Consider the following 25003-nt stretch of genomic DNA (forward strand, 5'->3'; position numbering starts at 1 on the left):
ACCGCCGTACGTTCGTCCGTACGGCGGTCTCGGTTACGCCTTGGCGGTCGCGGGCGAGTCCTCCGCGACCCTGGCGGCGAGCTCGTGGCTGATCCTGCGCTCCACGAAGAACGCGGCCGTCGGAATGGTCCCGGCGAGCAGCACCCACAGCTGCTTGCCCACCCGCCACTTCGCCTTGGAGCCCAGGTCGAAGGCGAAGACCAGGTACACGACGTACAGCCAGCCGTGCGCGATGCTGACGACGCGCGTGAAGTCGGCCGCGCCGTTCAGGTCGAGCACGTACTTGCCGATCATGCCGAGGGTCAGCAGGACCAGCAGTACGCCGGTGACGTAGGCCATCACGCGATAGCGGGTCAGCACGCTCTTTTTCATGCCGTCGAGCGTAACGACCCGTTCCGGGAGATCTTGGCCCGGGTCACCCCTCCTCGAAGTCCCCCGCGGCGATCCGCAGCGGCCGCAGCATCGCGAAGATCTCGGCGCACTCCTCCGCGTCGTACACCCCGAGCCCGAAGTCCATCGCCATCAGGTCGCGGGTGGCCGCCTCGACCACCTCGCGGCCCTTGTCGGTGATGCTGGCGAGGGTGCCGCGCCCGTCGTTGGGATTGGGCCGCTTGGCCACGAGACCCGACTTCACGAGCCGGTCCACGGTGTTCGTCACGGAGGTGGGATGCACCATGAGCCGCTCGCCGATCTTGGACATCGGCAGTTCGCCGGACTTGGAGAAGGTGAGCAGCACCAGCGCCTCGTAGCGCGCGAACGTCAGCCCGTACGGCTTGACCACCGCGTCGACCTCGGCGAGCAGGATCTGCTGGGCGCGCATGATCGAGGTGATCGCGGCCATGGACGGCACGTTTCCCCAGCGTTGCTTCCAGCGTTCGTCGGCGCGCGCGATCGGATCGAAGGAGAGACTGAGCGGCTTGGGCACGTACCCGACCTTACCGGCCGGTCACATGGTGGTCAGCCCTGTCTCGGCCTTCGGTCACCAGGGCCCTCGGGCATGATCTCGAAGACCCCGGTCCACCGGTCGTCATGCAGACACGCGTTCATCGGCCTGACCAGAGTGGTGTGATCGGGGTCGGTGCGCCACCGTTTGACGGCTTCGAGGCTCTCCCACTCACTGGTGAGCAGCCATCGACCGGGATCGTCGACGCAGCGGCAGAGCTGTTCGCGCAGATGTCCGGGAAACCGCATGGCGCCGTCACGTACACCTTGGTAGGCGTCCACGAAATCCGCTTCGCTTCCCTCCCGGACGCGCAGCAGGCGAACCACTCGCACCCGCGCCGGCGCCTCCTGAGTCACGACGGGTCGAGAATGACGGGGAGCTCCGCGAGCCCCCGGAAGGCGGGGAACGGCACGGTCAGCCAGCGCACGTTCTCCGGCTCCCCGACCAGGGCCATGCCGGGGTGGCGCCCGAAGAGCGTGGCGAGGGCGATCTGCATCTCCAGACGTGCCAGAGGCGCGCCGATGCAGTAGTGCGGGCCGAGGCCGAATGCGAGGTGCGTCGCCTGGACGTTCGGGCGCTCCACGTCCATGCGGTCCGGGTCGGGGAACATCTCCGGGTCCCGGTTGGCCGCCGTGAGCGAAATCTGCACGAGCGCACCCTTGGGGATGAGTGTGTCGCGCATCTTGATGTCTTCCGTCGCGTAGCGGAACGTCGAGTTCTCCACCGAGGTCTCGAACCGGAAGATCTCTTCGACGGCTGCGGCCGTCGCCCCCGGGTCCCGGAACGCCAGGCGCTTCTGCTCCGGCTGGCTGAGCAGGTGGTAGACGGCGTTGCCGATCTGGTACGCGGTCGACTTGTGGCCCGCGAAAAGCAGCACCCACGCGGTGGAGACGAGTTCGTGGTCGGTGAGCGCGCCGTCCTCGTCCTGTGCCGTGACCAGTGCGCTGAGCAGTGCTCCGTCCGGCTCCTTGCGCTTTCGCGCGATCAGGTCCACCAGATAGTCGCGCAGGTTTCCCTCGGCGATTTCCAGCGCCTTGCGCGCCTCCGGCCCGAAGCCGGTCTGAGCGACGGTGGCGGACCATTCCTGGGCCTGCTTGCGTTCGTTCTCCGGCACGCCGAGGAGCTCACAGATCACGTGCAGCGGCAGCGGGAAGCAGAACTCCTTCAGGAGGTTCACGGGCTCCGATGCGGTGCAGCGGTCCAGCAGGTCGTCGGTGATCTTCTGGACCTTCGGACGCAGCGATTCCACCCTTTTGGGGGTGAACGTGGTGCCGACGATCCTGCGGAGCCTGGTGTGCTTCGGAGGGTCCGAGAAGAGCATGTTGTCGTCCAGGGCGATCGACGAGTCGCCGAAGATCCGGTGATAGGCGTCGATGGCGCCGTACATGTCCTTGCTCAGCCGAGGATCGGCCAAGGCGGCACGGGCGTCGTCGTACCGGGTGATGAGATACGTGTCGACCCCGTGAGGGGGCGTCAGCGGGCACACGGGTGCTGTCGCCCTGAGCGCGGCGTAAACGGGATGCGGGTTGGCGCGAAACTCCCGACTGCAGGCCGAGGCCGCGGCAGCGGCCTCTTCGGACGACATTTCCTCGGATGCGAACGCTTGCGTCATGGCTGGTCCCGGGGGTCGAGAGTTCCGTCGGTCGGTCACACGATTTCCCGGCCGGCACTGTGCCGCAAACGCTGCTGGGCCATATGAGTTCGAGCGCCGCAGGATGTGTGCAGAAATTCCTCCGGTTACCCGGTCGGCGCACCCCGGGGCGCCCCGGATCGCGCGCGTAAGTCCTGCTTGGTAAACATCATGGACGGGCCAGTCCACCGTTCCCGGGCTGGGCAGTCGCCGGATGACGAGGAAACCAGTGAGCGGACGTGTAGTGGAATCTGTGCCAGTTCTCATCGTGGGCGGATCCCTGGTGGGTCTTTCCACCTCCGTGTTCCTGGGGCGTCTCGGAATCGAGCACATGCTCGTGGAGCGGCATGCCGAGACATCGACGCACCCACGTGGCCGCGGGAACAACGTGCGCACCATGGAGATCTTCCGGACCGCCGAACTCGAGCAGAGCGTGCGGGAGGCGGCCTCCGCGCTCGCCGGAAACGACGGCGTTCTCCAGGTGGACACCCTCGTCGGGGACCAGCGCCGCTGGATCGTCAAGGACATCGCCGCAGGTATGGATGTCTCCCGGATCAGCTCCTCGAACTGGTGCCTGTGCAGCCAGAACGATCTGGAGCCGGTCCTGCTGAACCGCGCCCGCCAGGGCGGAGACATCCGCTTCGGTACGGAACTGCTTTCCTTCACACAGGACGACGAGGGAGTCCAGGCGCAGATCATGCGCCTGGACACCGGTGAGACCTATACCGTGAAAGCCGATTTCCTGGTGGCCGCCGATGGCCCGAGAAGCCCCGTTCGCAAACGTCTGGGAATCGGCCAGTCAGGACCCGGTGCCCTGTTCCACAATGTCAGCGTCACGTTCCGGAGCAAGACCCTCAAGGAATACGTCGGACCGAAGCGCTTCATCGTCTGCTACACCACCGATCCACAGGGGGAAGGCGCCCTGCTGCCCGTGGACAACGAGGAACAGTGGGTCATCCATATTCCTTGGTCCGCTGATCAGGGCGAATCCCTGAAGGACTTCGGAGACGAGCGCTGCGCGGCACATATTCGCGCGGCCGTCGGTGTTCCGGACATTGATGTCGAGATCACAGGAAAGGCGCCCTGGCACGCTTCCAAGCGAGTCGCGGACAGCTACGGGCAGGGCCGGGTCTTTCTGGCCGGTGACGCGGCTCATGAAATGCCGCCCAACGGGGCGTTCGGCTCCAACACCGGGATCCAGGACGCCCACAACCTCGCCTGGAAACTCGCCGCGGTACTCCGCGGCTGGGCCGGCCTGCCGCTTCTCGACACCTACGAGTGCGAACGACGGCCTGTCGCTGTCACTACCAGCGCGCGGGCCTCCCAGCAGGCGGCCGAGGAGCAGCACCCCGCATTCAGTGCGGCAGCGGGACGCAACAACGACGCGGCGGATCTCATGACGATCGCGCTCTGCTACCGGTACGCGTCGAACGCTGTGGTGGGCGCCTCCCCTCAGCGGCCGGTCGTCCCGGAAGCCTTCCGGATCGGCGGAGAGCCGGGGAGCCGCGCCCCCCATATGTGGGTCAGGGCAGGAGGCGCCAGGATCTCCACTCTCGATCTGTACGAGCGTTCCTTCGTCGTGCTCGCCGGGGCCGAAGGCCACGAGTGGCGCCGCGCGGCGGAGCGGGCCCGCGAGCACCTGGGCGTTCCGGTCGAGGTGTATCTCGTGGGAGACGGCCCTGATCACGACCTTGTTCCCGAGCCGGATGCCGACTGGGCGGCGCTGCACGGCACCGCCGACGACGGTGCCGTCCTCGTACGCCCGGACGGTTTCGTCGCATGGCGTGCGCACACCCACCTGCCGTCTGCCGATCGTGTGCTGACGGACGTGCTGCAGACCGTGCTCTGCCGCGGCTGAGCACCACCCACCGAAACGACCACGCCGAGGACATGCCGATGCCATACGAAGACGGCCCCGTCGCGGGCCGAGTGGACGTCCACCACCATTTCACCGCGTCGGCCTGGCTGGACTGGGCGGAAGAACGCGGTGTCATCAACCGCGAAAGGCTGCCCTGGTGGACACGCTGGGACCTGGACGCGGCTCTGGGGGTCATGGACAAGACGGGCATCAGCACCGCCGTCATGACCGTCGCGATGCTCGGACGGTTCCGCGAGCGCGCGGAGCGCCAGGAGAGCGCGCGGATCGCCCTGCGGGCGGCGGCCGATGTCGTCGAGGACCATCCCGCGCGCTTCGCCTTCTTCACTCCTGTGTTCCTGGACGACCTGGAACTCTCGCAGTGGAGCCTGCGCTACGGACTCGACGAGCTCGGGGCCGTCGGGGTGAGCACGAGAACGAGCATGGACGGTGTCTACCTCGGTGACGCCACCCACGACCGCCTCCTGCAGGAGCTGAACGACCGGTCCGCCGTCGTCAGCACGCACCCCATGGAAGTGCCGGCCGGAAAGGACGGCAGTCCCGGACTGCCGGGGATGCCGCCCTTCGTGTGCGACTTCCTCATGGACACCACACGCGCGGCCATCAACCTGATCCGGAACGGCACCCTGGACCGCTATCCGAATCTCAGCTTCGTCCTTCCCCACGGAGGAGGCTTCCTGCCGTACATGGCCACTCGGCTCGAACTCTTCGGCGGGCACCTCACCCCCGCGATCGAGCCGGGCAGGGTCCGTGACTACCTGCACCGGTTCTACTTCGACACGGCGGGCCCCATGTCTGACTCCGCCACGCCCACACTGCTGGCCACCGTGGATCCCAGCCGGGTCCTTTTCGGCACGGACTGGCCGCCCACCCCCGCACAGGTCGTCGCCGACATCGCGGTACCGGCGCTGGACGGCGATCCCTTCCTCTCCCCGGAGCAGCTCAGGGGCATCAACCGGGAGAACGCCCTACGTCTGCTGCCGGTACTGGCCCGCTCCTCCTAGCTCCTGGCCGCACGCACGAGAGAAGGCCGCCGCCCTGACGGGCGGCGGCCTTCTCTCGTCGGTGTCACCGGGTGGCCGGGGCCGTGTCTCTCTCCCAGTGGTAGAAGCACTGCGCCATCGCGTCCTTCGGACCGCGCCAGGTCTGCGGGTCGTACGGGCTGACGTACGCCTCGAGCTTGCTGCTGATGTCGCGGAACTCGGGATGCCCGGCCACGCGCGCGATGGCGGGGCCCGGGTCCTGCTCGGCCTCGATGAAGTGCATGTACACATCGCCGAACTGGAAGAGGGAACGCTGGGTCACCCCGACGAGGCGGGGCAGGTCGCCGCGGTCGGAGGCCGCGAAGACCTCGGCGATGTCCGGAGCCGAATGCGGGGCCATCCGGGCGACGATCAGGGCGTGATGCATGGGGTCTCCTTACGCGGCGGCGCCGTTCAGGCGGGCGTGACGGGGGAGGTCCGCCGCTCGTGGGCGACCTGCTCGATGCGGTCGCGGATGAGGGCCATCTGGACGGGCGAGTTGCGGTTGATGATGTCCGTCATCCCGGCGTCGTCGACCGGCGCGTCCGGCCTCATGGCGAAGTCCTGGGTCCAGTGCATCCGGGTGCCGTCGGGGGTCTCCTCGTACTCCCACCGGATGTTCATGTACTCGAACGGGCCGGGTTCGACCCGGCGTGCCGTGACGGTGAGCGTGTCGCGGTCGGTGGTCCGTTCCGACACCCAGCTCCACACCTTGCCGTTCTCGTCGGGGTGCATGGTCAGGCGGAAGGTGACCGTGTCGCCCTGCCGGGACAGCACCTCGGCGGCCGCGTACTCGCTGAACAGCTGCGGCCATCTCTCGACGTCGTTGGTCATGTCCCAGACGAGGTCGAGGGGTGCGGCGATGGTGATCTCGTTCTCGGTGTGCCCTGCCATCTCAGGCTCCTGTCATGAGCGTGCTGTTGACGAGGTCGAGGAAGTCGCGGGGCGTCTTGCACTTCTCCGCGTCGGTGGGCAGCGCCCGGGCGTGCCGGTTCTCCAGCTCGCCCACGATGCCGAGGAGGCCGAGTGAGTCCAGCCCGAACTCGGCGAAGGGTGTGTCGACCCGGGCTTCGAGGTCGTGCGGGTCGACGGTGACACCGGCGGCCTTCTTCATCAGTGCGGCCAGCTCTTCGAGGGTCACTTCACTGTTCATGCGCGTTCTCCTTGTCGTACGGGTGCGGTGGGCTTCACCGGGCGGCTGGTCCCGGCTCGCGGCGCAGTACCAGCGCCGCGTTGGAGCCCATGAGTCCACGGCTGAGGACCAGGGCCGTGCTCAGCTCGGCCGGGCGCGCCGTCGACGTCACCAGGTCGATGTCGTGGCAGATGTCGAAGACGTTGGGCGTTGGCGGGATCCGCCCTTCTTCCATGGCCATCACCGCGGCCACGACGTCCAGCAGGGGTGCCCCGCAGTAGGACCGCCCGATACCGGTCTTGGGGGCCGTGACGGGCACGCGGGTGCCGTGCGGGCCAAGGGCGTCGGCGAGGGCGAGGGCCTCGGCGCGGTCCGCCTCCGGGACACCCATCGCGTCGGCGAAGACAACGTCGATCTCCTCCGGTGCGCAGCCGGCCTCGTCGAGGGCACCACGGATGGCGTGGGCGAGTCCCTCCCGTGAGCGGTCCCAGCGCGAGGCGCCGGTGAACGTGGCCGCATGGCCCGCCACGGTGGCGCGGACGTCCGCACCGCGCCGGCGTGCGCGGTCCAGGTCCTCGACGATCAGCACGGCACCGCCCTCGGCCGGCACGAAGCCGCAGGCCGCGGAGGTGAAGGGGCGATAGGCCCGCGCCGGGTCCTCGACCGTGCTGAGTTCCGGGTATCCGAGCTGGCAGACCATCGAGTACGGAGCGAGCGGCGCTTCGGCCGCCCCGGCCACCACCACGTCGGTCCCCCGCCCCACGGTACGGGCGGCGTGCGCGACGGCGTCCAGGCCGCCGGCCTCGTCGCTCGCGACCACGCCGCAGGGGCCCTTGAAGCCGCTGCGGATCGATATCTGGCCCGTGCTGGCCGCGTAGAACCACGCGATGGACTGGTAGGGACCGACGAATCGGGACCCCTGTCCCCACAGCTTCTGCAGCTCCCGCTGGCCGAACTCACCGCCACCGGATCCGGCGGCGGTGACCACACCGACGGAGTACGGGGAGTCGGTGACTGCGTCGCTCAGTCCCGCGTCCTTCAGGGCCGCGCTGGCGGCGGCCATCGCGAAGTGGCTGAAGCGGTCGGTCTGGACGAGGAAGGTCTCCTCGATGAGTGCCGTGGGGTCGAATCCCCGGACCTCGCCGGCGACGCGGAGCGGAAGATGCCCGCATCCCTCCCGGGTGATCCGGTCGAGTACGGACAGGCCCTCCTTGACGGACTTCCAGTAGGTCTCGGTTTGCAGACCGTTGGGCGCGACCACTCCGATCCCGGTGATGGCGGTGCGGCGGTTCGGATGAGCGCTCATCGTTTCCTCCCGGCCGGCCCTGTCAGAAGCACTGCGGACTGGAACCCGCCGAAGCCGCTGCCCACGGACAGCACGTTGGCGAGCTTGCGCGGACGTGCGGTGCGCGGTACGTAGTCCAGGTCGCACTCGGGGTCCGGGGTCTCGTAGTTCGCCGTCGGCGGGACCACCTGGTGGGCCAGGGCCAGCACGCAGGCGACGACCTCGATCGCGCCGATCGCGCCGAGCGAGTGGCCCACCATGGACTTGATCGAACTCATGGGCGTGTCATAGGCGTGGGCGCCCAGGGACCGCTTGACCGCGGCGGTCTCGTGACGGTCGTTCTGGCGGGTGCCCGAGCCGTGCGCGTTGAGGTAGTCGATGAGTGAGGGATCCAGCCGGGCCTGTCCGAGCGCGGTGTCGATGGCCCTGGCCATCTCCAGGCCCTCGCTGGTCAGTCCGGTCATGTGGTACGCGTTGCCGAAGGTGGCGTAGCCGCGGATCTCGCAGTAGACGTGCGCGCCGCGGGCACGGGCGTGTTCGAGCTCCTCCAGGACTAGCACGGCGGAGCCCTCTCCCATGACGAATCCGTCGCGGTGGGCGTCGAAGGGCCGGGAGGCGTGCGCCGGGTCGTCGTTGTTCGGCGATGTCGCCCTGATGGCGTCGAAGCAGGCCATGGTGATCGGGGAGATCGGGGAGTCGGACGCTCCGGCGATGCAGATGTCGGCGCGGCCGTCCTCGATCGTGTGGAAGCCGTAGCCCACCGCGTCGAGTCCGGAGGTGCAGCCGGTCGACACGGTCTGCACCGGCCCCTGGGCGCCGAAGTACTCGGCGACGTCGGACGCCAGGGTGCTGGGCGAGAAGGCCCGGTGCAGCTGCGGGCCGGCGGCGCGGTGGTCGACGTCCCAGCGCTGCCCTCGCTCGCTGACCAGGACGTAGTCGTGCTCCAGGCGGGTCGTGCCGCCCACGGCGCTGCCGAGCGAGACGGCTACGCGCCACGGGTCCTCGGCGCCGAAGTCGATGCCGCAGTCGGCCACCGCCTCCGCCGCGGCGACGAGGGCGAACTGTATGTACCTGTCGGTGCGTTCGACCAGGTCGGGATCGAGCCCGTGCGCGAGCGGGTCGAAGTCGCACTCGGCCGCGATACGTGACCGCAGCCCCTCGGGATCGAACAGTGTGATGCCGCGCGTCGCGGTACGGCCGCCGGAGAGGAGGTCCCAGAAGGCCGGCACCCCGATGCCGCCCGGGGCGACGACACCGATGCCGGTGACCGCCACCCGCCGGGTCACGAGGGCACCCCGCGTCGCTCGGGCTGCGCGCCGTCCCCCTGCACGGCCGGGTACGTTTCACCGCTCGTGTTCCCCTCCACGGCCTCCGTGTCGACGTGGCCCATGCTCGGCTTCGGAGCCAGCGGACCCAGATGGAAGACCATCCGGGCTTCGGCGTCACCGATGTTGCGGAAGCGGTGGCGCATGCCGATGGGGATCATGAGGCCCTGGTCGGCGCGGATCGGGTGGGGCACGTCGTCCAGGTCGACTTCCAGCTCGCCCTGGACGACGTAGACGAACTCCTCCGAGTACGGGTGGTAGTGCTCGCTGATGCGTTCACCTGGCTGCATGATGGCCAGGCCCATGAACCCGCTCGTGGAACCCACCGTGAGGGGCGTGAGCAGAGTGCGCAGGTCGCCACCGCGCTTGCGGTTGGGCTCGGTCTCGCTGAGGTCCACGATGCGCGGGCGCGTCTTGTGCATGGTCCGTCTCCAGATCGGTCTGTGGGGTGTTGTCCAGGGGCGGTGTCGTCCATGGGCGGGTGTCGTCCGTGGACTGTCAGGACTGGGCAGCCCTGCGATCGGTGATCAGCGTCATGTCGGTGTGCGCCAGGAGGCGGGTGGCGTCCCGGTCGTCGGAGAGCGGCCCCTCGACGCCGAGTGCGGCGCCGTCGAGCAGGCGGGCCAGCACGGCGGCCTTCCTCGTGCCGTGCAGTCCGAGCGCCCTGACCGGATCGGTCTCGGGGTCCCGCGTGTCGATGAGCCGGACGACCAGGTCGTCCCGGTGGAAGACGGTGCTGCGGTGCACGGGGCCGGCGGGGTCGGCCGCGGCGGTCTCGTCCTGCTGGGAGAGCAACTGTGCCAGCGCCATCCCGCAGCCCTGGCGGGCCGGGTAGTACAGCGCGTGACGCCGCAGACCGGCCGGGTCGGGGCCGCCACGCGCCACATGGTGTACGGCCGGCATGGCCGCGCGGATGAAGAAGGCCCGTGCCGACGCGGGGTCGGTCAGATCCCTGCTCTGTTCCAGGTGCGGATTGAGGGCTTCCTCGACGGCCCGTACCTCCGGCTGACGCGAGACGTGGCGCAGCGCCGTCTGCAGATCGCCCTCCACCTCGACGGTGCGTACGACCCGGTTGCCGTGCATGAACAGCGTCGTGCGGCGCAGTCGGGTGGAGTCGTCGGCGCGGGCCTGGGGCGGCGCGTATCCGGCGAGGATGTCCGCGACCTTCGACTCGGAGCCGGGCTTGACGGTGAACGTCAGCGCATGGCGCGTCACTCCGTCGCCCACCCGCACCGGCGCCTGGACCTCGTCAGCGGTCCCGGCGGTGGGCGGGAGTGCACGCCCGGTCTCACGGATGACGCTGTAACGCATCGACCGGATGTCCCGGACGCAGTCCTGCATGGGCCTGACGGTCTCGAGGTGCTCCTCACTGTTCACCCAGGCGAGATACGGCGGCGCAGTCTCCCATTCGCTTGTGATGAGCCACTGGGACGGGTTCTCCACGGACTGGCACAGCTGGTCACCGAGGTGACCGGGAACCGACGCGACCCGGTTGCGCATGTGCTCGTACGCGTCGAGGAACCGTTGCTGGGCGCCTTCGTGGAGATCGACGAGCAGGATGACGCGCAGCCTGGAGCCGTCGAACGCCGACTGGGACGTATACGTCGAAGTGTTCACCGGCAGGCCCTTCCTTCGCTGAGCAGACGGCGGCCGCCGTGTCCGGCAGGGGGACGGCGGTCGGCCCTGAGCCCTCATCGTGGGTCGGTGCGTCGGACTGCGCGAGCCGCACGGGTCATCAGAGGGAACTGCCCGGTGCACGGGTCGTGCCGCTCCGGCGCGGACCGGGCCTCGCCATGGGCACAGCAAAGCCCCGGCTCGTCACGAGCCGGGGCTGTGGTCCATGCGGGCTACTCGGCGAGGTGCCGCTCCACCGTCTCCGTCTTGGAGGTGAGCCCGTCCGTAACTCCGGGACGGATGTCCGCCTTGAGGACCAGGGACACACGCGGAGCCCGCTGCTCGACCGCGGCGACGGCGCGCTTGACGACGTCCATCACCTCGTCCCACTCGCCTTCGATCGAGGTGAACATCGCGTCGGTCCGGTTGGGCAGGCCCGACTCGCGCACCACGCGTACGGCATCGGCGACGTACTCCCCCACGTCCTCCCCGACCCCCAAGGGCGTCACGGAAAAGGCGACGATCACGCCTTCACCGCCCCTTCCTGGCGCGCCCGGGACGCGATGACCGCGTCCTCGGCCTCACGCCGCAGCTTGCGCTCCGCGAAGAACCCACCGGCAGGCAGCACCGAGAGCACGAAGTACACGGCGGCGGTCTTCACCGACCACTTCGTCCGGTTCCACGCGTCGGCCCAGAAGATCACGTACAGGATGAACAGGACACCGTGCACCATGCCCATCACCGGCACGGCATTGAAGTCCGTGGTCCGCTTCAGCACCGAGCAGACCAGCAGGAGGAGGAAGGAGATCGCCTCGGGGGCCGAGACCAGGCGGAGGCGGCGGATGGCGGTGGCGGTCTTGAGGTCCACGGGTCACCTTCGGTGGGAGACGGTCTTGCTGGGGCCTGACGCTTTGTGAACGCACGCACAAGCGTCCCGCCCATTGTGGCAAACCGCCTCGGGGCCACACCCCCTAGGGGTGCGGTCAGGGTCGTTCTCCACCCACAGGCCCTGTCCGTGGCACCCGGCCTGCGGCTACCTTCGCGTACGTGGCGATGTTCCGACTTCAGAGCAGCAAGGTGCTCGCCGTCGACATGACCGGAGACGCCGTGAAGGCGAAGAACGGCTCGATGGTCGCGTACGACGGCGAGATGGCCTTCAAGAAGCTCAGCGGCGGCGGCGAGGGCATACGAGGCATGGTGACCCGGCGGCTGACCGGCGAGCAGATGACCTTGATGGAGGTGAAGGGGCGGGGGACCTGCTGGTTCGCGGACCGCGCCTCCGAGATCAACCTGGTCGGTCTCCAGGGAGACAAGCTCTACGTGGAGTCGAGCAACCTGCTCGCTACCGACGGCGGGCTGCGCACGGGGACGGAGTTCACCGGCCTGCGCGGGGCCTCACAGGGCAACGGACTGTTCACGACGACCGTCGAGGGCCACGGCCAGGCGGCGATCATGTCGGACGGCCCGGCGGTGGTACTGCGGGTGAGTCCGCAGTATCCGCTGACCGTGGACCCGGGCGCCTACGTCGCCCACCAGGGGAACCTGCGGCAGTCCTTCCAGTCCGGTGTGACGTTCCGCACGCTGCTCGGGGAGGGCGGCGGCGAGGCCTTCCAGATGCGGTTCGAGGGGGACGGGCTGGTGTACGTGCAGCCGAGCGAGCGGAACACGATCGCGGGAGACGTGTGACATGGCCTTCCGGGAGATCAACGCGAAGGTGGTCGAGGCGACTCTCGCGCCGGGGCAGAAGCTGTTCAGCCAGCGCGGCGCGATGCTCGCCTACAAGGGCGAGGTGTCCTTCACGCCCAACACGGCCGGCGGCCAGGGCGGGCTGATGTCCATGATCGGCCGCCGGGTAGCCGACGAGGACACGCCCCTGATGACCGTCGAGGGCAGCGGCACGGTCCTCTTCGGGCACGGTGGGCATCACGTCCAGGTGATCCAGCTGTCCGGCGACACGCTGTACGTCGAGGCGGACCGCCTCCTCGCCTTCGAGGGCACACTCCAGCAGGGCACGATGTTCCTGGGCTCGCAGGGCGGCGTCATGGGCATGGTCCGGGGGCAGGTCAGCGGCCAGGGGTTGTTCACGACCACGCTCAAGGGACGCGGGGCCGTCGCCGTCATGGCCCATGGCGGGGTGATCGAGATCCCCATCACGCCCCAGCGGCCGGTGCACGTCGACCCGCAGGCCTACGTCGCCCACCACGGCGACGTACGCAACAAGCTGTCCACCGCCCTGGGCTGGCGGGACATGGTGGGCCGCGGCTCGGGCGAGGCGTTCCAGCTGGAGCTCAGCGGCAGCGGTGCGGTGTACGTCCAGGCGTCGGAGGAGAAGCTGTGAGCACCTACGGAACCCCGGGCGCCGGCCCCGCGGTCTTCGACCCGGCGACGCTGCCGCCCGACGACAACGTCAATCCGTACACCTTCTGCGTGGAGCTCAAGGGGAGTCAGTGGTTCCTCCAGAAGGGGAAGATGATCGCCTACTACGGCTCGATCGACTTCAACGGCGTCGGACACGGCCGGCTGGACCGTCTCGTCCGTACGTCCTTCCATTCGCCACTGCACGCGAGCGACTGGGTCGTGGCGGAGGGCTCGGGCAAGATGCTCCTCGCCGACCGGGCCTTCGACGTCAACTCGTACGACCTCGAGAACGGCAACCTGACCATTCGCTCGGGCAACCTCCTCGCTTTTCAGCCAACTCTGTCACTGAAGCAATCAATCGTGCCGGGTTTTCTGACCCTCATCGGAACCGGAAAGTTCGTGGCCGCGTCGAACGGCCCGGTGGTGTTCATGGAACCCCCCATCCGGGTCGACCCCCAGGCCCTGGTCGGATGGGCCGACTGCCCCTCGCCCTGCCACCACTACGACCACGGGTACATGACCGGCGTAATGGGCGGTCTACGTGCACTGACGGGCCTCGGCGGGGCCTCCGGGGAGGAGCACCAGTTCGAGTTCGTCGGTGCCGGCACGGTCCTGCTCCAGTCGTCCGAGACCCTCATGGCCGAGCAGGCCACGGGGGCCGTTCCGCACCAGGCCGGCGTGCCCGGCGGCGGGGCTCCCGGGACTCAGCCCGGACAGTCCGGCGTACCGCGTCTTCCCGGACAGCTGGGGGACCTCCAGCGTCGCTTCGGGCTGTGAGCGGTAGTCTGCGGAGTGTGACATCGAACGTCTGCGCACCAATGTTCGGCGGGTGCGCTCCGTCACACGAAAACCCTCACTAGTTCGCCTTTCAACCTTTTAGGTAGACTTCATTCATGGAGACCGAGACGGCCACCCGCTGGCTGACCGATGCGGAGCAGTGCGCCTGGCGCACCCACCTGGAGGTCAACAGGCTGTTGACGTACCAGCTCGAAAAGGACCTGCAGCCGTTCGGCCTGACAATGAACGACTACGAGATCCTGGTGAATCTCTCCGAGTCGGAGGACCAGCGGATGCGGATGAGCGACCTCGCCTCCGCCACCCTCCAGTCCAAGAGCCGCCTGTCGCACCAGATCACGCGCATGGAGAACGCGAACCTGGTCCGGCGGGAGAACTGCGAGTCCGACCGCCGGGGGCTCTACGCGGTCCTCACCGAGCACGGTATGGCGACGATGCAGAAGGTCGCGCCGCATCATGTGGCGTCCGTGCGGAGGCACTTCATCGACCTGCTGGCCCCCGAGGCCATGACGGAGCTCGACAAGGCCCTCAAGCCCATCGCGGAGCACCTGCGCGGCCAGCGCGGACGCCCGTGACGCGGACGGCGCACCGGGGGCCGTGCGGCCCCGGTGACGACAGGCCCTAGGCGAGCGGCAGGCGGAGTTCGAACAGGGCTCCGCCTGCGTGCCCTTGTCCGGCCGCGAGCGTGCCGCCGTGCCGTACGGCGACGTCCCGGGCGATGGCCAGTCCCAGCCCGGCCCCGCCGTCGTCGCGGCTGCGGGCGGCGTCCAGCCGTACGAACCGCTCGAAGATCCGCTCCCGGTCAGCCTCGGGCACGCCGTCCCCGTCGTCCGCCACTCCGACCACGGCCAGCTCACCCTCCCGTCGCACGCTCACGGTGACGACCGACCGGGCATGCCGCTGGGCGTTGTCGAGCAGATTGGCCAGCACCCGCCCCAACTGCCCGCGCGATCCGGCCACGTTCACCTGCTCCGCGTCCACCGTCACACCCGTCCGCCCCTCGGCCTCCTCCCGGGCCAGCCCGGCGAGGTCGACCTTCGCGTCGCTGGGCCGCTCCCCCGCGTCCAGCCGGGCGAGCAGCAGCAGGTCGGCGGCGAGCCGCTGGAGCCGTACGGTGTCCTCCACGGCCCCGTCGAGGTCCAGCAGCTCGGGATGCGCGGCGGCCACCTCCAACTGCGTGCGCAGCGAGGCGATCGGGCTCCGCAGCTCGTGGGAGGCGTCGGCGACGAAGCGCCGCTGCCGCTCCACGGACGTCTCCAGGGCCGCGAGCGTCTCGTTCGTCGTGCGGGCGAGCCGGGCGACCTCGTCGTGCGTCTGCGGCTCCGGGACACGGCGCGCGAGGTCCTGGGAGGCGGTGATCGCGGCCATCTCGCTGCGGATGCCCTCCACCGGCCGCAGCGCCCGCCGGGTGACCAGCCAGGTCACCCCCGCGACGACGCCGAGCAGCAGCGGGAACCCGATCAGCATCACCGTCAGCGCGGTCTGCGTGGCCCCGTGCTCGGCGGCCAGCGGGGCACCGGCGTAGACCTTCAGACGCCCCCGGTCGTGGGTCTCGACCTCGACGGCGGCGAACCGGTAGTCCGCCGTGTCGCCGTCGATCGTCGCGGACCCGTTGCTGAAGGTGCTCTCCCCGGCGATCTCCCCGGGTTCGAGGACCTCTTCGTGGTCGTCGGAGTCGTCGTCATCATCGCCCTCGCGAGGCGCCGTCGGCGACTGCGGCTTCACCCGGTCGGAGTCGGTACCGCTGATCTTCTCCAGATCCTCGCTGGCCGCCACCAGCCGCTTCTTCTCGGCGAGGACCTGGACCGGCCCGTCGTCGCCGTCCAGCCCGGACAGCTTGCCGTACGGCGTACCCGCGGCGAGCTCGGAGGCGACCGCCCGGGCGGAGCGCTCCGCCCGGGTGCCGGCCTCGCCCGTCAGGTTGGACTTCAAAGACAGCAGGACGGCGGCCCCTGCGGCGACGAGCGCCACCGCGACCACGAGCGTGGCTCCCAGCGTGGCCCGCGCCCGGACGGACCCGAACAGCCGCCTCATGGCGACGTCTCCAGCCGGTACCCGGCGCCGCGCACGGTCCGGATCAGCCCCGCCCGCAGCTTCCGCCGCAGGGTGCTGACGTAGACCTCGACGATGTTGGGATCACCGTCGTACGCGAAGTCCCACACGTGTTCGAGGATGTCGGACTTGGACACGACCTCCCCGGCCCGCAGCACGAGGTGCTCCAGCACGGAGAACTCCTTGGCCGTCAGGGCGACCTCGTCCTCCCCCAGAAACACCCGCCGAGCCGCGGTGTCCACCTTCAGATCCCCGTGTACGTGCACGGCCGAGGTCCCGGCACCCACCCCGCGCCGCCGCAGCAGCGCCTTGATCCGGGCGACGAGCACGACGTACGAGAAGGGCTTGGTCAGATAGTCGTCCGCACCGGTGTCGAGCCCCTCGGCCTCGTCGTACTCGCCGTCCTTGGCGGTGAGCATCAGGATCGGCACCTCGTGCCCGGCGGCGCGCAGGGCGGCACAGACCCGGTAGCCGTTGAGGCCGGGCAGCATGATGTCGAGGATCACCAGGTCGTACGTGCCCTCCGAGGCCTGGTGCAGCCCCTCCCGTCCGTCGTGGACGACGTCCACGGCGTACCCCTCGGCCGTCAGGCCCCTGGCGAGCGACAGGGCCAGCCGCTTCTCGTCCTCCACGATCAACAGGCGCATGGGTAAAGAGTGGCAAAACCAAGCTGAAGATCCCTTCAGGGGTCTTCAGGTTCCTCTCAGCGTCGGTCGGTCAGATTGGAACACGTCGAAAACGAAATGACTCGGGAGGAATCCGCATGAAGCGCAACATCGTGATCGCCGCTGTGACCGCTGCCGCTCTGATCGGAGGCGGTACGGCCACGGCTCTCGCGACCACGGGAGACGATCAGGGCTCGGCGCGGCAGGCGGCGAACACCCGGCTGTCGGAGGATGACGGCCGCGACGACCAGGACGGCGCGGACGCGCAGGACGACCGCGACGACGACGCCGCGCGGGCGGCTTCCGCCGATGTGACGGCGTCCGAGGCCATCGCCTCCGCGCTGAAGCACACGCCCGGCACGGCCGTGTCCGCCGAGCTGGACGACGAGGACGACAGCGACAAGGTGATCTGGAAGGTCGACGTCCTTTCCGGCGACAACAGCCTGCACAGCGTCCGTATCGACCCGTCCAACGGCAAGGTCCTCGGCTCGGAGACCGACGACGAGGACGACACGGCGCAGGTGCGGGCGGCGCTGAAGGGGTCTTCCGTGACGGCCGAGGAGGCGGCGAAGGCTGCCGCCGGCAAGGGCACGGTGACGTCCGTGGACCTGGACGAGGACGGCAAGAACAAGTCCTGGGAGGCCGAGACGCGCAAGTCCGGCGGCGCCGAGCAGGACTGGAAGATAGACCTCGGCACGGGCAAGGTCACGGCGGACCACTCGGACGACCAGGAGGACGCGGACGACCAGGACTGATCAGGTCCAGGCACTTTCCCGCCGCCCCGGCGTCGCTGCTGACGCCGGGGCGGCGAGCTGCTCGGCGTTGTCGCCGGGGCCGGGTGGGGCCGCAACCCGGCGGAACGGGGTGCCTCCCCCCAAGCTCTCGGCTTCGCTCGAGCAGGGGTACCCCCATCGCCCACCCGTGCCGCCCTTGGCGGCGCGATTGCCGCAGCCAGGCGGTCCGCACTCGCGCACGCACGGAAGGGGACATATCGGGGGGCCGCCCGCAGCGGTTGGCGCGTCAACGGGGAGTTAGTTGGTTCGCAAGCCCATCGCGCCGTTCCGAGGACGGACACCCCCCGGCCCGGCCCCGCCCCACCACCGGCGAGCAGGCGCTACGCGCACCGCCACCACACCCGCGCAGGCCGCCGCAGGCACCGCGCCGCTCAGCCCTCCGTCAACCCCGCGACGAGCTCGTCAGCCGCACGGTACGGATCCAGCTCACCCGCCACGATCCGCTCCGCCAGCGCGCCAAGGCGCCGGTCCCCGTGCAGGTCCCCGATCCGCTCCCGCAGCGCCGTCACCGCGATCGTCTCGACCTCCCGCGCCGCACGGGCCATACGCCGCTCCGCGAGCACCCCCCGCTCCTCCATCCAGGCCCGATGCTTCTCCAGGGCCTCGACGACCTCGTCCATGCCCTCCCCCCGTGCGGCGACGGTCTTCACGATCGGCGGCCGCCAGTCCCCGGGGCCCCGGGCCTCCCCCAGCCCCAGCATGTGGTTCAGCTCGCGAGCCGTCGCGTCCGCCCCGTCCCGGTCGGCCTTGTTCACGACGTACACGTCACCGATCTCCAGGATCCCGGCCTTGGCCGCCTGGATCCCGTCGCCCATCCCCGGCGCGAGCAGCACGACGGACGTGTCCGCCTGCGAGGCGATCTCCACCTCGGACTGCCCCACACCCACCGTCTCGACGAGGATCACGTCACACCCCGCCGCGTCCAGCACCCGGATGGCCTGAGGCGCGGCCCACGCGAGCCCGCCCAGATGCCCGCGCGTCGCCATCGAACGGATGTACACGCCCGGGTCGGACGCGTGCTCCGACATCCGCACCCGGTCCCCGAGCAGCGCACCGCCGGAGAACGGGGACGACGGGTCGACGGCCAGCACGCCGACCCGCTTGTCCTGCTTGCGGTACGCGGTCACCAGCGCCGACGTGGACGTGGACTTGCCGACCCCCGGCGACCCGGTCAGCCCGACCACGTACGCGTTGCCCGCCAACGGCGCGAGCGCCGCCATGACCTCCCTGAGCTGCGGGGACGCCCCCTCCACCAGGGAGATCAGCCGGGCCACGGCCCGCGGCCGGCCCTCCCTGGCCTGAGCGACCAGCATGGAGACGTCCTGCATCACAGCTCCGTTCAGACGAGGGAGGTCCAAAAACCCGGTGCTCAGGCCTTCGGTACCCGCACGATCAGCGCGTCACCCTGGCCACCGCCACCGCACAGCGCGGCCGCGCCCACGCCACCACCGCGCCGCTTCAGCTCCAGCGCGAGGTGCAGGACGAGCCGCGCACCGGACATCCCGATCGGGTGACCCAGGGCAATGGCACCGCCGTTGACATTCACCTTTTCGGTGGACACCCCGAGGTCCTTCATCGACTGCACGGCAACCGCCGCGAACGCCTCGTTGATCTCGATGAGGTCGAGATCCTCGACGCTCAGCCCCTCCTTCTTCAACGCGTGCTGGATCGCGTTGGACGGCTGGGACTGGAGCGAGTTGTCCGGCCCGGCCACGTTCCCGTGCGCCCCGATCTCGGCGATCCAGTCCAGGCCGAGCTCCTGCGCCTTGGCCTTGCTCATCACCACGACGGCGGCCGCACCGTCGGAGATCTGCGACGACGAACCGGCCGTGATCGTGCCGTCCTTGGCGAAGGCGGGACGCAGCTTCCCGAGGGACTGCGCGGTCGTGTCGCCCCGGATCCCCTCGTCCTTGCTGAACAGCACCGGGTCGCCCTTGCGCTGCGGGATCTCCACCGGCGTGATCTCGGCCTCGAACAGGCCGTTCTTCTGCGCGGCGGCGGCCCGCTGGTGGGACAGCGCGGCGATCTCGTCCTGCTCGGCCCGCCCGATGTCCAGGCGCGTGTTGTGCCTCTCCGTCGACTCGCCCATGGCGACGCCTTCGAAGGAGTCGGTCAGCCCGTCGTGGGCCATGGCGTCGAGCATCTGGACGGCGCCGTACTTGAAGCCCTCGCGGGACTTGGGCAGCAGATGCGGGGCGTTGGTCATGGACTCCTGACCGCCGGCGACGACCACGTCGAACTCACCCGCACGGATCAACTGGTCCGCCAGCGCGATGGCGTCCAGACCGGACAGACACACCTTGTTGATGGTCAGCGCCGGCACGTTCATCGGGATGCCCGCCTTGACCGCGGCCTGGCGCGCCGGGATCTGCCCCGCCCCGGCCTGGAGCACCTGCCCCATGATCACGTACTGCACCTGATCGCCGCCGATCCCCGCACGGTCGAGGGCGGCCTTGATCGCGAAGCCGCCGAGGTCGGCTCCGGAGAAGGACTTCAGCGAACCGAGCAACCGCCCCATCGGGGTACGGGCGCCCGCGACGATCACAGACGTGGAGCCGTTGGCCCCGGACGTTCCAGACGTTCCAGAAGACATGAGCTGCGATCCCCTTACCGGCTGCACAGCCGAGGAGTGAACGAGGGTTTACTTCGAATGTACTGACCGGTACTCCACCCCGTCATCGGGCTGTCGGTGTGATCGCGCGCACGTTGCGTAACCACCTTCGGAGCGCTGCACTGAATCCATGCTGACGCGAATCGACCACATCGGAATCGCCTGTTTCGACCTCGACAAGACCGTCGAGTTCTACCGTGCCACCTACGGCTTCGAGGTGTTCCACTCCGAGGTCAACGAGGAGCAGGGCGTGCGCGAGGCCATGCTCAAGATCAACGATACGTCCGACGGCGGCGCCTCGTACCTCCAGCTCCTGGAGCCGGTCCGCGAGGACTCCACCGTCGCGAAGTGGCTCGCGAAGAACGGCGAGGGCGTCCACCACATCGCCTTCGGTACGGCGGACGTGGACGCCGACGCGGCGGACATCAAGGACAAGGGCATTCGCGTGCTCTACGAAGAGCCCCGACGCGGTTCCATGGGGTCACGGATCACCTTCCTGCACCCCAAGGACTGCCACGGCGTACTGACAGAACTGGTCACTTCGGCGCCCGTTGAGTCACCTGAGCACTGACCCTCGTACATAGGGGCCGGTAGGGTTGGGTGCGGTCGCCGCTCAGTCCAGGGTGACCGAGGTCCCGCCGTGCGACGGCAGGACCACCGGGGTCCGGGTTTCGGGGGACGAGCGTCGGGGCAGCAGCCCATGCTCCGCCGATGATCTGACACCATTCCCCGGGGGCCCCGTTCGGCGGATGGACGGAGCTCGTTTGGAGAGAGTTGCGACCAGGGGACGGATGGGACCGCGCAGTGCGGGGCTACGAGAGCCAGGAGCGAGAGCCGGCGGCTGACGTCGACCACCTCTCTCGGTTCGAAGCCGAGATGAAGCGGCTGAAGACCGAGCGGGAAAAGGCGATCCAGCACGCCGAGGACCTCGGCTACCAGGTCGAGGTGCTGCGCGCCAAGCTGCACGAGGCGCGGCGCACCATCATGTCCCGGCCCTCCTTCGACGGGGGCGACCTCGGCTGGCAGGCCGAGCAGTTGCTGCGCAACGCGCAGATGCAGGCCGACCAGATCCGCGCGGACGCCGAGCGCGAGCTGAGCGAGGCCCGGTCCCAGACCCAGCGGATCCTCCAGGAGCACGCCGAGCAGGCGGCCCGGCTCCAGGCGGAGCTGCACCAGGAGGCGGTGACCCGGCGCCAGCAGCTCGACCAGGAGCTGGCCGAGCGCCGCCAGACGGTCGAGTCGCACGTCAACGAGAACGTGGCGTGGGCGGAGCAGCTGCGGGCCCGCACCGAGCAGCAGGCCCGCCGGCTGCTGGACGAGTCCCGCACCGAGGCCGAGCAGGCCCTGGCCAGCGCCCGTGCGGAGGCCGAGCGGCTGGCGACCGAGGCCCGGCAGCGGCTGACGAGCGCCGCCGAGGAGGCCCGGACCGAGGCCGAGCAGATCCTGCGGCGTGCCCGCACCGACGCCGAGCGGCTGCTCAACGCCGCCTCCACCCAGGCCCAGGAGGCCACCGACCACGCCGAGCAGCTGCGGACGTCCACGGCCAGTGAGTCGGAGTCCGCGCGCCGCCAGGCCCAGGAGCTGAGCAAGGCCGCCGAGCAGCGGATGACAGAGGCCGAGGAGGCACTGCGCAAGGCGCAGGCCGAGTCGGAGAAGCTGGTCGCGGAGGCCAAGGAGGCCGCCGCCAAGGCCCTGGCGGGCGCGGAGTCCGCGAACGAGACGCGTACGCGCACCGCCAAGGAGCAGGTCGCCCGGCTGGTCGAGGAGGCCACCAAGGAGGCCGAGAACACCAAGTCCGAGGCAGAGCAGCTCGTCGCAGACGCCCGCGCCGAGGCGGAGAAGATCGTCGCGGAGGCCTCCGAGAAGGCCCGCACGCTCACGGCCGAGGAGACGGCGACCCAGCTGTCCAAGGCGGCCAAGACCGCCGAGGAGGTCCTCAACAAGGCGTCGGAGGACGCCAAGAAGACCACCAAGGCCGCGGCCGAGGAGGCCGAGCGGATCCGCGGGGAGGCCGAGGCCGAGGCGGACCGGCTGCGCGCCGAGGCGCATGACATCGCCGAGGAGCTCAAGGGCGCGGCGAAGGACGACACCAAGGAGTACCGCGCCAAGACGGTCGAGCTCCAGGAGGAGGCCCGCCGCCTGCGCGGCGAGGCCGAACAGCTCCGGGCCGACGCGGTCGACGAGGGCGAGAAGATCCGCGCCGAGGCCCGCAAGGAGGCCGTGGCGCAGATCGAGGAGGCGGCGAGGTCCGCCGAGGAGCTGCTCTCCAAGGCCAAGGCGGACGCGGACGAGCTGCGCACGACGGCCCAGACGGACAGCGAGAGGGTCCGCACGGAGGCCATCGAGCGGGCGACGACCCTGCGCCGGCAGGCCGAGGAGACCCTCCAGCGCACCCGGCAGGAGGCCGAGCGGCACCGCGAGGAGGTCGTCGAGCAGGCCGAGGCCCTCAAGGCGGACGCCGAGCGTGCGGCGCGGGAGCTGCACGAGGAGACCGAGCGGGCCATGGAGGCCCGCCGCGCGGAGGCCGCCCAGGAGCTGACGCGGCTCCAGACGGAGGCGGAGGAGCGGCTGACGGCCGCCGAGCAGGCGCTGTCCGACGCCCGTGAGGAGGCCGCGCGGATCCGTCGCGAGGCCGCCGAGGAGAACGAGCGGCTGCGTGCCGAGGCCGCGGAGCGGATCCGTACGCTCCAGCAGCAGGCGGAGGCGGAGGCCGAGCGGCTGCGCGACGAGGCCGCGTCCGACGCGTCGGCCGCGCGTGCCGAGGGCGAGGCCGTCGCCGTACGGCTGCGGTCGGAGGCCGCGAACGAGGCCGAGCGGCTGAAGGCGGAGGCGCAGGAGAGCGCCGACCGGGTGCGCGCGGAGGCGCAGGCCGCCGCCGAGCGGCTGGCCGTGGAGGCGTCCGAGACGCTGGCCGCCGCCCAGGAGGAGGCCAACCGGCGCCGCCGGGAGGCCGAGGAAGTCCTCGGCAGTGCCCGGCAGGAGGCCGACCAGGAGCGCGAGCGGGCCCGCGAGCAGAGCGAGGAGCTGCTGGCTTCCGCGCGCAAGCGCGTGGAGGAGGCGCAGACCGAGGCCGTACGGCTGGTCGAGGAGGCCGACCGGCGTGCCACGGAGATGGTGTCGGCGGCCGAGCAGCACGCGCAGCAGGTCCGCGACTCCGTCGCGGGGCTGCACGAGCAGGCCCAGGAGGAGATCGCCGGGCTGCGCAGTGCCGCCGAGCACGCGGCGGACCGTACGCGGCGCGAGGCGCAGGAGGAGGCGGACCGGGTCCGCGCCGACGCCTACGCCGAACGGGAGCGGGCGAGCGAGGACGCCGGCCGGCTGCGGCGCGAGGCCCACGAGGAGTCCGAGGCCGCCAAGGCGCTCGCCGAGCGGACGATGTCCGAGGCGATCGCGGAGGCGGAGCGGATCCGCGCGGACGTCGCCGAGCACGCCCAGCGGGTGCGCACGGAGGCGTCGGACACCATCGCGGAGGCCGAGCAGAGCGCCTCGCGCACCCGGGCGGACGCCCGCGAGGACGCCAACCGCATCCGCTCGGACGCGGCGACGCAGGCGGACACCCTCATCACCGAGGCGCGGGGCGAGGCGGAGCGGCTCACGACCGAGACGGTCCAGGAGACCGACCGGCTGCGGATGGAGACGGTCGCCGAGGCCGAGCGGGTCCGTACGGAGGCCATCTCCGAGGCCGAGCGCCTGCGTTCCGAGGCGGCCACGGAGGCCGAGCGGGTGCGGGCCGAGTCGGTCGCCAAGGCCGACCAGCTGGTCGGGGAGGCCACCGCCGAGGCGGAGCGGCTGCGGGCCGAGGCCGCGGAGACGGTCGGCTCGGCGCAGCAGCATGCCGAGCGGGTCCGCAGCGAGGCCGATCGCGTCAAGGCTGACGCGGAGGCGGAGGCGGAGCGGCTCGTCAACTCCGCGCGCGAGGAGGCCGACCGCGCGCTGGACGAGGCCCGCAAGGACGCCAACAAGCGGCGCTCCGAGGCGGCCGAGCAGGTCGACAAGCTCATCTCCGAGACCACGGCCGAGGCCGACAAGCTGCTCACCGAGGCGCAGCAGCAGGCGCACAAGACCACCGCGGAGGCCGAGTCGCAGGCCGACACGATGGTGGGCGCGGCCCGCAAGGAGGCCGACCGGCTCGTTTCCGAGGCGACGGTCGAGGGCAACTCGCTGGTGGAGAAGGCCCGTACGGACGCGGACGAGCTGCTGGTCGGCGCGCGCCGGGACGCCACGCAGATCAGGGAGCGTGCCGAGGAGCTGCGCGACCGCATCACGACGGAGATCGAGGAGCTGCACGAGCGGGCCCGCCGGGAGTCGGCGGAGGCGATGAAGTCGGCGGGTGACCGCTGTGACGCGCTCGTCAAGGCCGCCGAGGAGCAGCTCGCGAAGGCGCAGGCGCAGGCCAAGGAAATCGTCTCGGAGGCCAACTCCGAGGCGGGCAAGGTCCGTATCGCCGCGGTGAAGAAGGCCGAGGGGCTGCTCAAGGAGGCCGAGCAGAAGAAGGCCACGCTGGTCCGGGAGGCCGAGGAGCTCAAGGCCGAGGCGATCCGCGAGGCCAAGCGCACGGTCGAGGAGGGCAAGCGCGAGCTTGAGGTCCTGGTCCGCCGCCGCGAGGACATCAACGCCGAGATCTCCCGTGTCCAGGACGTCCTGGAGGCGTTGGAATCCTTCGAGGCCCCGTCCCCGGCCAAGGACAACGGAGTCAAGGCAGGCGCAACAGTCGGCGCACCCCGTTCGGGTGGCAAGTCCTCGGAAAGCTAGCGAACCGGGGCGAAACCGGTGTGTGCTGGGGCCTTTGACCGAGTCTTTGCAAGCAGTCCTGCGGTCAGCCACCCAAAAGGGGTCTCATTTTGCAGACCAAACGCGCATCCGCTCGATGACACACCGTTTCGGCCCCTAGGATTCCACCT

At 70.1% G+C, this 25003-nt stretch carries 26 protein-coding genes; 9 read left to right on the forward strand and 17 right to left on the reverse strand.

Going from position 1 to position 25003, the window contains the following annotated elements:
• Nucleotides 1-33 precede the first annotated feature (33 nt).
• From ACIBNA_RS34070 to ACIBNA_RS34085, 4 genes are read right to left on the reverse strand one after another with little or no spacing between them, the layout of a single operon-like run.
• On the reverse strand, nt 34-372 hold the full coding sequence (locus ACIBNA_RS34070; protein ID WP_399169046.1) for a DUF3817 domain-containing protein: 339 nt from the start codon (nt 370-372) through the stop codon (nt 34-36).
• A 43-nt stretch (nt 373-415) separates the two neighbouring features.
• Nucleotides 416-925, reverse strand: coding sequence for a MarR family winged helix-turn-helix transcriptional regulator (locus ACIBNA_RS34075; protein ID WP_392037038.1), 510 nt, complete (start codon nt 923-925; stop codon nt 416-418).
• Nucleotides 926-957: 32 nt separating this feature from the next.
• Nucleotides 958-1299 carry an antibiotic biosynthesis monooxygenase family protein gene (locus tag ACIBNA_RS34080; RefSeq protein WP_399169047.1) on the reverse strand — a complete coding sequence of 114 codons (342 nt, stop codon included), beginning with the start codon at nt 1297-1299 and terminating at the stop codon, nt 958-960.
• The gene (locus ACIBNA_RS34085) at nt 1296-2555 is read right to left on the reverse strand and encodes a cytochrome P450 (RefSeq protein WP_399169048.1); all 1260 of its coding nucleotides are present in this window, start codon (nt 2553-2555) and stop codon (nt 1296-1298) included. Before ACIBNA_RS34085 ends, ACIBNA_RS34080 begins: the two co-directional genes overlap by 4 nt.
• A 232-nt stretch (nt 2556-2787) precedes the next feature.
• Between ACIBNA_RS34085 and ACIBNA_RS34090 the strand changes: the two genes are divergently transcribed.
• Nucleotides 2788-4431, forward strand: a complete 1644-nt coding sequence (locus ACIBNA_RS34090) for an FAD-dependent oxidoreductase (protein WP_399169049.1) — start codon at nt 2788-2790, stop codon at nt 4429-4431.
• Nucleotides 4432-4469: 38 nt separating this feature from the next.
• The gene (locus tag ACIBNA_RS34095; RefSeq protein WP_399169050.1) at nt 4470-5453 is read left to right on the forward strand and encodes an amidohydrolase family protein; all 984 of its coding nucleotides are present in this window, start codon (nt 4470-4472) and stop codon (nt 5451-5453) included.
• Nucleotides 5454-5517: 64 nt separating this feature from the next.
• Here the strand turns inward: ACIBNA_RS34095 and ACIBNA_RS34100 are convergent, their stop codons facing one another.
• The 9 genes from ACIBNA_RS34100 to ACIBNA_RS34140 all read right to left on the reverse strand — a co-directional run bounded on the left by ACIBNA_RS34100 (nt 5518) and on the right by ACIBNA_RS34140 (nt 11695).
• Nucleotides 5518-5859 carry a TcmI family type II polyketide cyclase gene (locus tag ACIBNA_RS34100; protein ID WP_059418079.1) on the reverse strand — a complete coding sequence of 114 codons (342 nt, stop codon included), beginning with the start codon at nt 5857-5859 and terminating at the stop codon, nt 5518-5520.
• Nucleotides 5860-5885: 26 nt separating this feature from the next.
• Nucleotides 5886-6365 carry an SRPBCC family protein gene (locus ACIBNA_RS34105; protein WP_399169051.1) on the reverse strand — a complete coding sequence of 160 codons (480 nt, stop codon included), beginning with the start codon at nt 6363-6365 and terminating at the stop codon, nt 5886-5888.
• A gap of 1 nt (nt 6366) precedes the next feature.
• Entirely contained in the window at nt 6367-6624 is a 258-nt protein-coding gene (locus tag ACIBNA_RS34110; RefSeq protein ID WP_274819686.1) for an acyl carrier protein, read from the reverse strand.
• Between the two features lie 34 nt (nt 6625-6658).
• Entirely contained in the window at nt 6659-7909 is a 1251-nt protein-coding gene (locus ACIBNA_RS34115; protein ID WP_399169052.1) for a ketosynthase chain-length factor, read from the reverse strand.
• On the reverse strand, nt 7906-9174 hold the full coding sequence (locus ACIBNA_RS34120; protein WP_399169053.1) for a beta-ketoacyl-[acyl-carrier-protein] synthase family protein: 1269 nt from the start codon (nt 9172-9174) through the stop codon (nt 7906-7908). The genes ACIBNA_RS34115 and ACIBNA_RS34120 overlap by 4 nt, the downstream gene beginning before the upstream one ends.
• A complete protein-coding gene (locus tag ACIBNA_RS34125) occupies nt 9171-9635 on the reverse strand; it encodes a cupin domain-containing protein (RefSeq protein ID WP_399169054.1) in 465 nt (154 codons plus the stop codon). Before ACIBNA_RS34125 ends, ACIBNA_RS34120 begins: the two co-directional genes overlap by 4 nt.
• 76 nt (nt 9636-9711) lie before the next feature.
• Nucleotides 9712-10830: a SchA/CurD-like domain-containing protein gene (locus ACIBNA_RS34130; protein WP_399169055.1), complete on the reverse strand. Its 1119-nt coding sequence runs from the start codon at nt 10828-10830 to the stop codon at nt 9712-9714.
• A gap of 230 nt (nt 10831-11060) precedes the next feature.
• Nucleotides 11061-11354, reverse strand: coding sequence for an MTH1187 family thiamine-binding protein (locus tag ACIBNA_RS34135; protein WP_399169056.1), 294 nt, complete (start codon nt 11352-11354; stop codon nt 11061-11063).
• On the reverse strand, nt 11351-11695 hold the full coding sequence (locus ACIBNA_RS34140) for a DUF3817 domain-containing protein (RefSeq protein WP_399169057.1): 345 nt from the start codon (nt 11693-11695) through the stop codon (nt 11351-11353). The genes ACIBNA_RS34135 and ACIBNA_RS34140 overlap by 4 nt, the downstream gene beginning before the upstream one ends.
• Nucleotides 11696-11880: 185 nt before the next feature.
• Here ACIBNA_RS34140 and ACIBNA_RS34145 point away from each other — a divergent pair, with 185 nt between their 5' ends.
• The 4 genes from ACIBNA_RS34145 (at nt 11881) to ACIBNA_RS34160 (ending at nt 14555) form a co-directional block, all read left to right on the forward strand.
• Entirely contained in the window at nt 11881-12513 is a 633-nt protein-coding gene (locus tag ACIBNA_RS34145) for an AIM24 family protein (RefSeq protein WP_010048561.1), read from the forward strand.
• Between the two features lies 1 nt (nt 12514).
• On the forward strand, nt 12515-13165 hold the full coding sequence (locus tag ACIBNA_RS34150) for an AIM24 family protein (RefSeq protein WP_399169058.1): 651 nt from the start codon (nt 12515-12517) through the stop codon (nt 13163-13165).
• Nucleotides 13162-13962 (forward strand): AIM24 family protein, encoded by an 801-nt coding sequence (locus ACIBNA_RS34155; RefSeq protein ID WP_399169059.1) that lies wholly within the window; start codon nt 13162-13164, stop codon nt 13960-13962. The genes ACIBNA_RS34150 and ACIBNA_RS34155 overlap by 4 nt, the downstream gene beginning before the upstream one ends.
• 116 nt (nt 13963-14078) lie before the next feature.
• Entirely contained in the window at nt 14079-14555 is a 477-nt protein-coding gene (locus tag ACIBNA_RS34160) for a MarR family winged helix-turn-helix transcriptional regulator (RefSeq protein WP_274819672.1), read from the forward strand.
• 46 nt (nt 14556-14601) lie between these two features.
• Here the strand turns inward: ACIBNA_RS34160 and ACIBNA_RS34165 are convergent, their stop codons facing one another.
• Both ACIBNA_RS34165 and ACIBNA_RS34170 read right to left on the reverse strand, forming a co-directional pair.
• Complete coding sequence (locus ACIBNA_RS34165) at nt 14602-16014, reverse strand: ATP-binding protein (protein ID WP_399169060.1); 1413 nt, start codon at nt 16012-16014, stop codon at nt 14602-14604.
• Nucleotides 16011-16679, reverse strand: coding sequence for a response regulator transcription factor (locus ACIBNA_RS34170; RefSeq protein ID WP_399169061.1), 669 nt, complete (start codon nt 16677-16679; stop codon nt 16011-16013). Before ACIBNA_RS34170 ends, ACIBNA_RS34165 begins: the two co-directional genes overlap by 4 nt.
• Nucleotides 16680-16795: 116 nt before the next feature.
• On the opposite strand from ACIBNA_RS34170, the gene ACIBNA_RS34175 reads away from it, so the two are divergent.
• Nucleotides 16796-17452, forward strand: a complete 657-nt coding sequence (locus ACIBNA_RS34175) for a PepSY domain-containing protein (RefSeq protein WP_399169062.1) — start codon at nt 16796-16798, stop codon at nt 17450-17452.
• A 410-nt stretch (nt 17453-17862) separates the two neighbouring features.
• Here ACIBNA_RS34175 and meaB read toward each other — a convergent pair whose 3' ends face one another.
• Both meaB and ACIBNA_RS34185 read right to left on the reverse strand, forming a co-directional pair.
• Nucleotides 17863-18819, reverse strand: a complete 957-nt coding sequence (meaB, locus tag ACIBNA_RS34180) for a methylmalonyl Co-A mutase-associated GTPase MeaB (RefSeq protein ID WP_399169063.1) — start codon at nt 18817-18819, stop codon at nt 17863-17865.
• Between the two features lie 41 nt (nt 18820-18860).
• Nucleotides 18861-20084 (reverse strand): acetyl-CoA C-acetyltransferase, encoded by a 1224-nt coding sequence (locus tag ACIBNA_RS34185; protein ID WP_399169064.1) that lies wholly within the window; start codon nt 20082-20084, stop codon nt 18861-18863.
• 148 nt (nt 20085-20232) lie between these two features.
• Between ACIBNA_RS34185 and mce the strand changes: the two genes are divergently transcribed.
• A complete protein-coding gene (gene mce / locus ACIBNA_RS34190; protein ID WP_399169065.1) occupies nt 20233-20673 on the forward strand; it encodes a methylmalonyl-CoA epimerase in 441 nt (146 codons plus the stop codon).
• A 233-nt stretch (nt 20674-20906) separates the two neighbouring features.
• On the forward strand, nt 20907-24854 hold the full coding sequence (scy, locus tag ACIBNA_RS34195) for a polarized growth protein Scy (protein WP_399169066.1): 3948 nt from the start codon (nt 20907-20909) through the stop codon (nt 24852-24854).
• Nucleotides 24855-25003 lie beyond the last annotated feature (149 nt).

This window comes from Streptomyces sp. NPDC050164 (assembly GCF_044459945.1).
In the GTDB taxonomy this organism is placed as follows: domain Bacteria; phylum Actinomycetota; class Actinomycetes; order Streptomycetales; family Streptomycetaceae; genus Streptomyces; species Streptomyces coeruleorubidus_A.

What these genes read in the sequence shown, in the direction of transcription:
- ACIBNA_RS34090 (WP_399169049.1), top strand. Translation starts at nt 2,788, where the DNA reads ATGACGAGGAAACCAGTGAGCGGACGTGTAGTGGAATCTGTGCCAGTT.
- mce (WP_399169065.1), top strand. Translation starts at nt 20,233, where the DNA reads ATGCTGACGCGAATCGACCACATCGGAATCGCCTGTTTCGACCTCGAC.
- ACIBNA_RS34150 (WP_399169058.1), top strand. Translation starts at nt 12,515, where the DNA reads ATGGCCTTCCGGGAGATCAACGCGAAGGTGGTCGAGGCGACTCTCGCG.
- ACIBNA_RS34175 (WP_399169062.1), top strand. Translation starts at nt 16,796, where the DNA reads ATGAAGCGCAACATCGTGATCGCCGCTGTGACCGCTGCCGCTCTGATC.
- ACIBNA_RS34185 (WP_399169064.1), bottom strand. Translation starts at nt 20,084, where the DNA reads ATGTCTTCTGGAACGTCTGGAACGTCCGGGGCCAACGGCTCCACGTCT.
- ACIBNA_RS34070 (WP_399169046.1), bottom strand. Translation starts at nt 372, where the DNA reads ATGAAAAAGAGCGTGCTGACCCGCTATCGCGTGATGGCCTACGTCACC.
- ACIBNA_RS34125 (WP_399169054.1), bottom strand. Translation starts at nt 9,635, where the DNA reads ATGCACAAGACGCGCCCGCGCATCGTGGACCTCAGCGAGACCGAGCCC.
- ACIBNA_RS34100 (WP_059418079.1), bottom strand. Translation starts at nt 5,859, where the DNA reads ATGCATCACGCCCTGATCGTCGCCCGGATGGCCCCGCATTCGGCTCCG.
- ACIBNA_RS34145 (WP_010048561.1), top strand. Translation starts at nt 11,881, where the DNA reads ATGTTCCGACTTCAGAGCAGCAAGGTGCTCGCCGTCGACATGACCGGA.
- ACIBNA_RS34085 (WP_399169048.1), bottom strand. Translation starts at nt 2,555, where the DNA reads ATGACGCAAGCGTTCGCATCCGAGGAAATGTCGTCCGAAGAGGCCGCT.
- ACIBNA_RS34105 (WP_399169051.1), bottom strand. Translation starts at nt 6,365, where the DNA reads ATGGCAGGGCACACCGAGAACGAGATCACCATCGCCGCACCCCTCGAC.
- ACIBNA_RS34170 (WP_399169061.1), bottom strand. Translation starts at nt 16,679, where the DNA reads ATGCGCCTGTTGATCGTGGAGGACGAGAAGCGGCTGGCCCTGTCGCTC.
- ACIBNA_RS34160 (WP_274819672.1), top strand. Translation starts at nt 14,079, where the DNA reads ATGGAGACCGAGACGGCCACCCGCTGGCTGACCGATGCGGAGCAGTGC.
- meaB (WP_399169063.1), bottom strand. Translation starts at nt 18,819, where the DNA reads ATGCAGGACGTCTCCATGCTGGTCGCTCAGGCCAGGGAGGGCCGGCCG.
- ACIBNA_RS34115 (WP_399169052.1), bottom strand. Translation starts at nt 7,909, where the DNA reads ATGAGCGCTCATCCGAACCGCCGCACCGCCATCACCGGGATCGGAGTG.
- ACIBNA_RS34110 (WP_274819686.1), bottom strand. Translation starts at nt 6,624, where the DNA reads ATGAACAGTGAAGTGACCCTCGAAGAGCTGGCCGCACTGATGAAGAAG.
- ACIBNA_RS34095 (WP_399169050.1), top strand. Translation starts at nt 4,470, where the DNA reads ATGCCATACGAAGACGGCCCCGTCGCGGGCCGAGTGGACGTCCACCAC.
- ACIBNA_RS34165 (WP_399169060.1), bottom strand. Translation starts at nt 16,014, where the DNA reads ATGAGGCGGCTGTTCGGGTCCGTCCGGGCGCGGGCCACGCTGGGAGCC.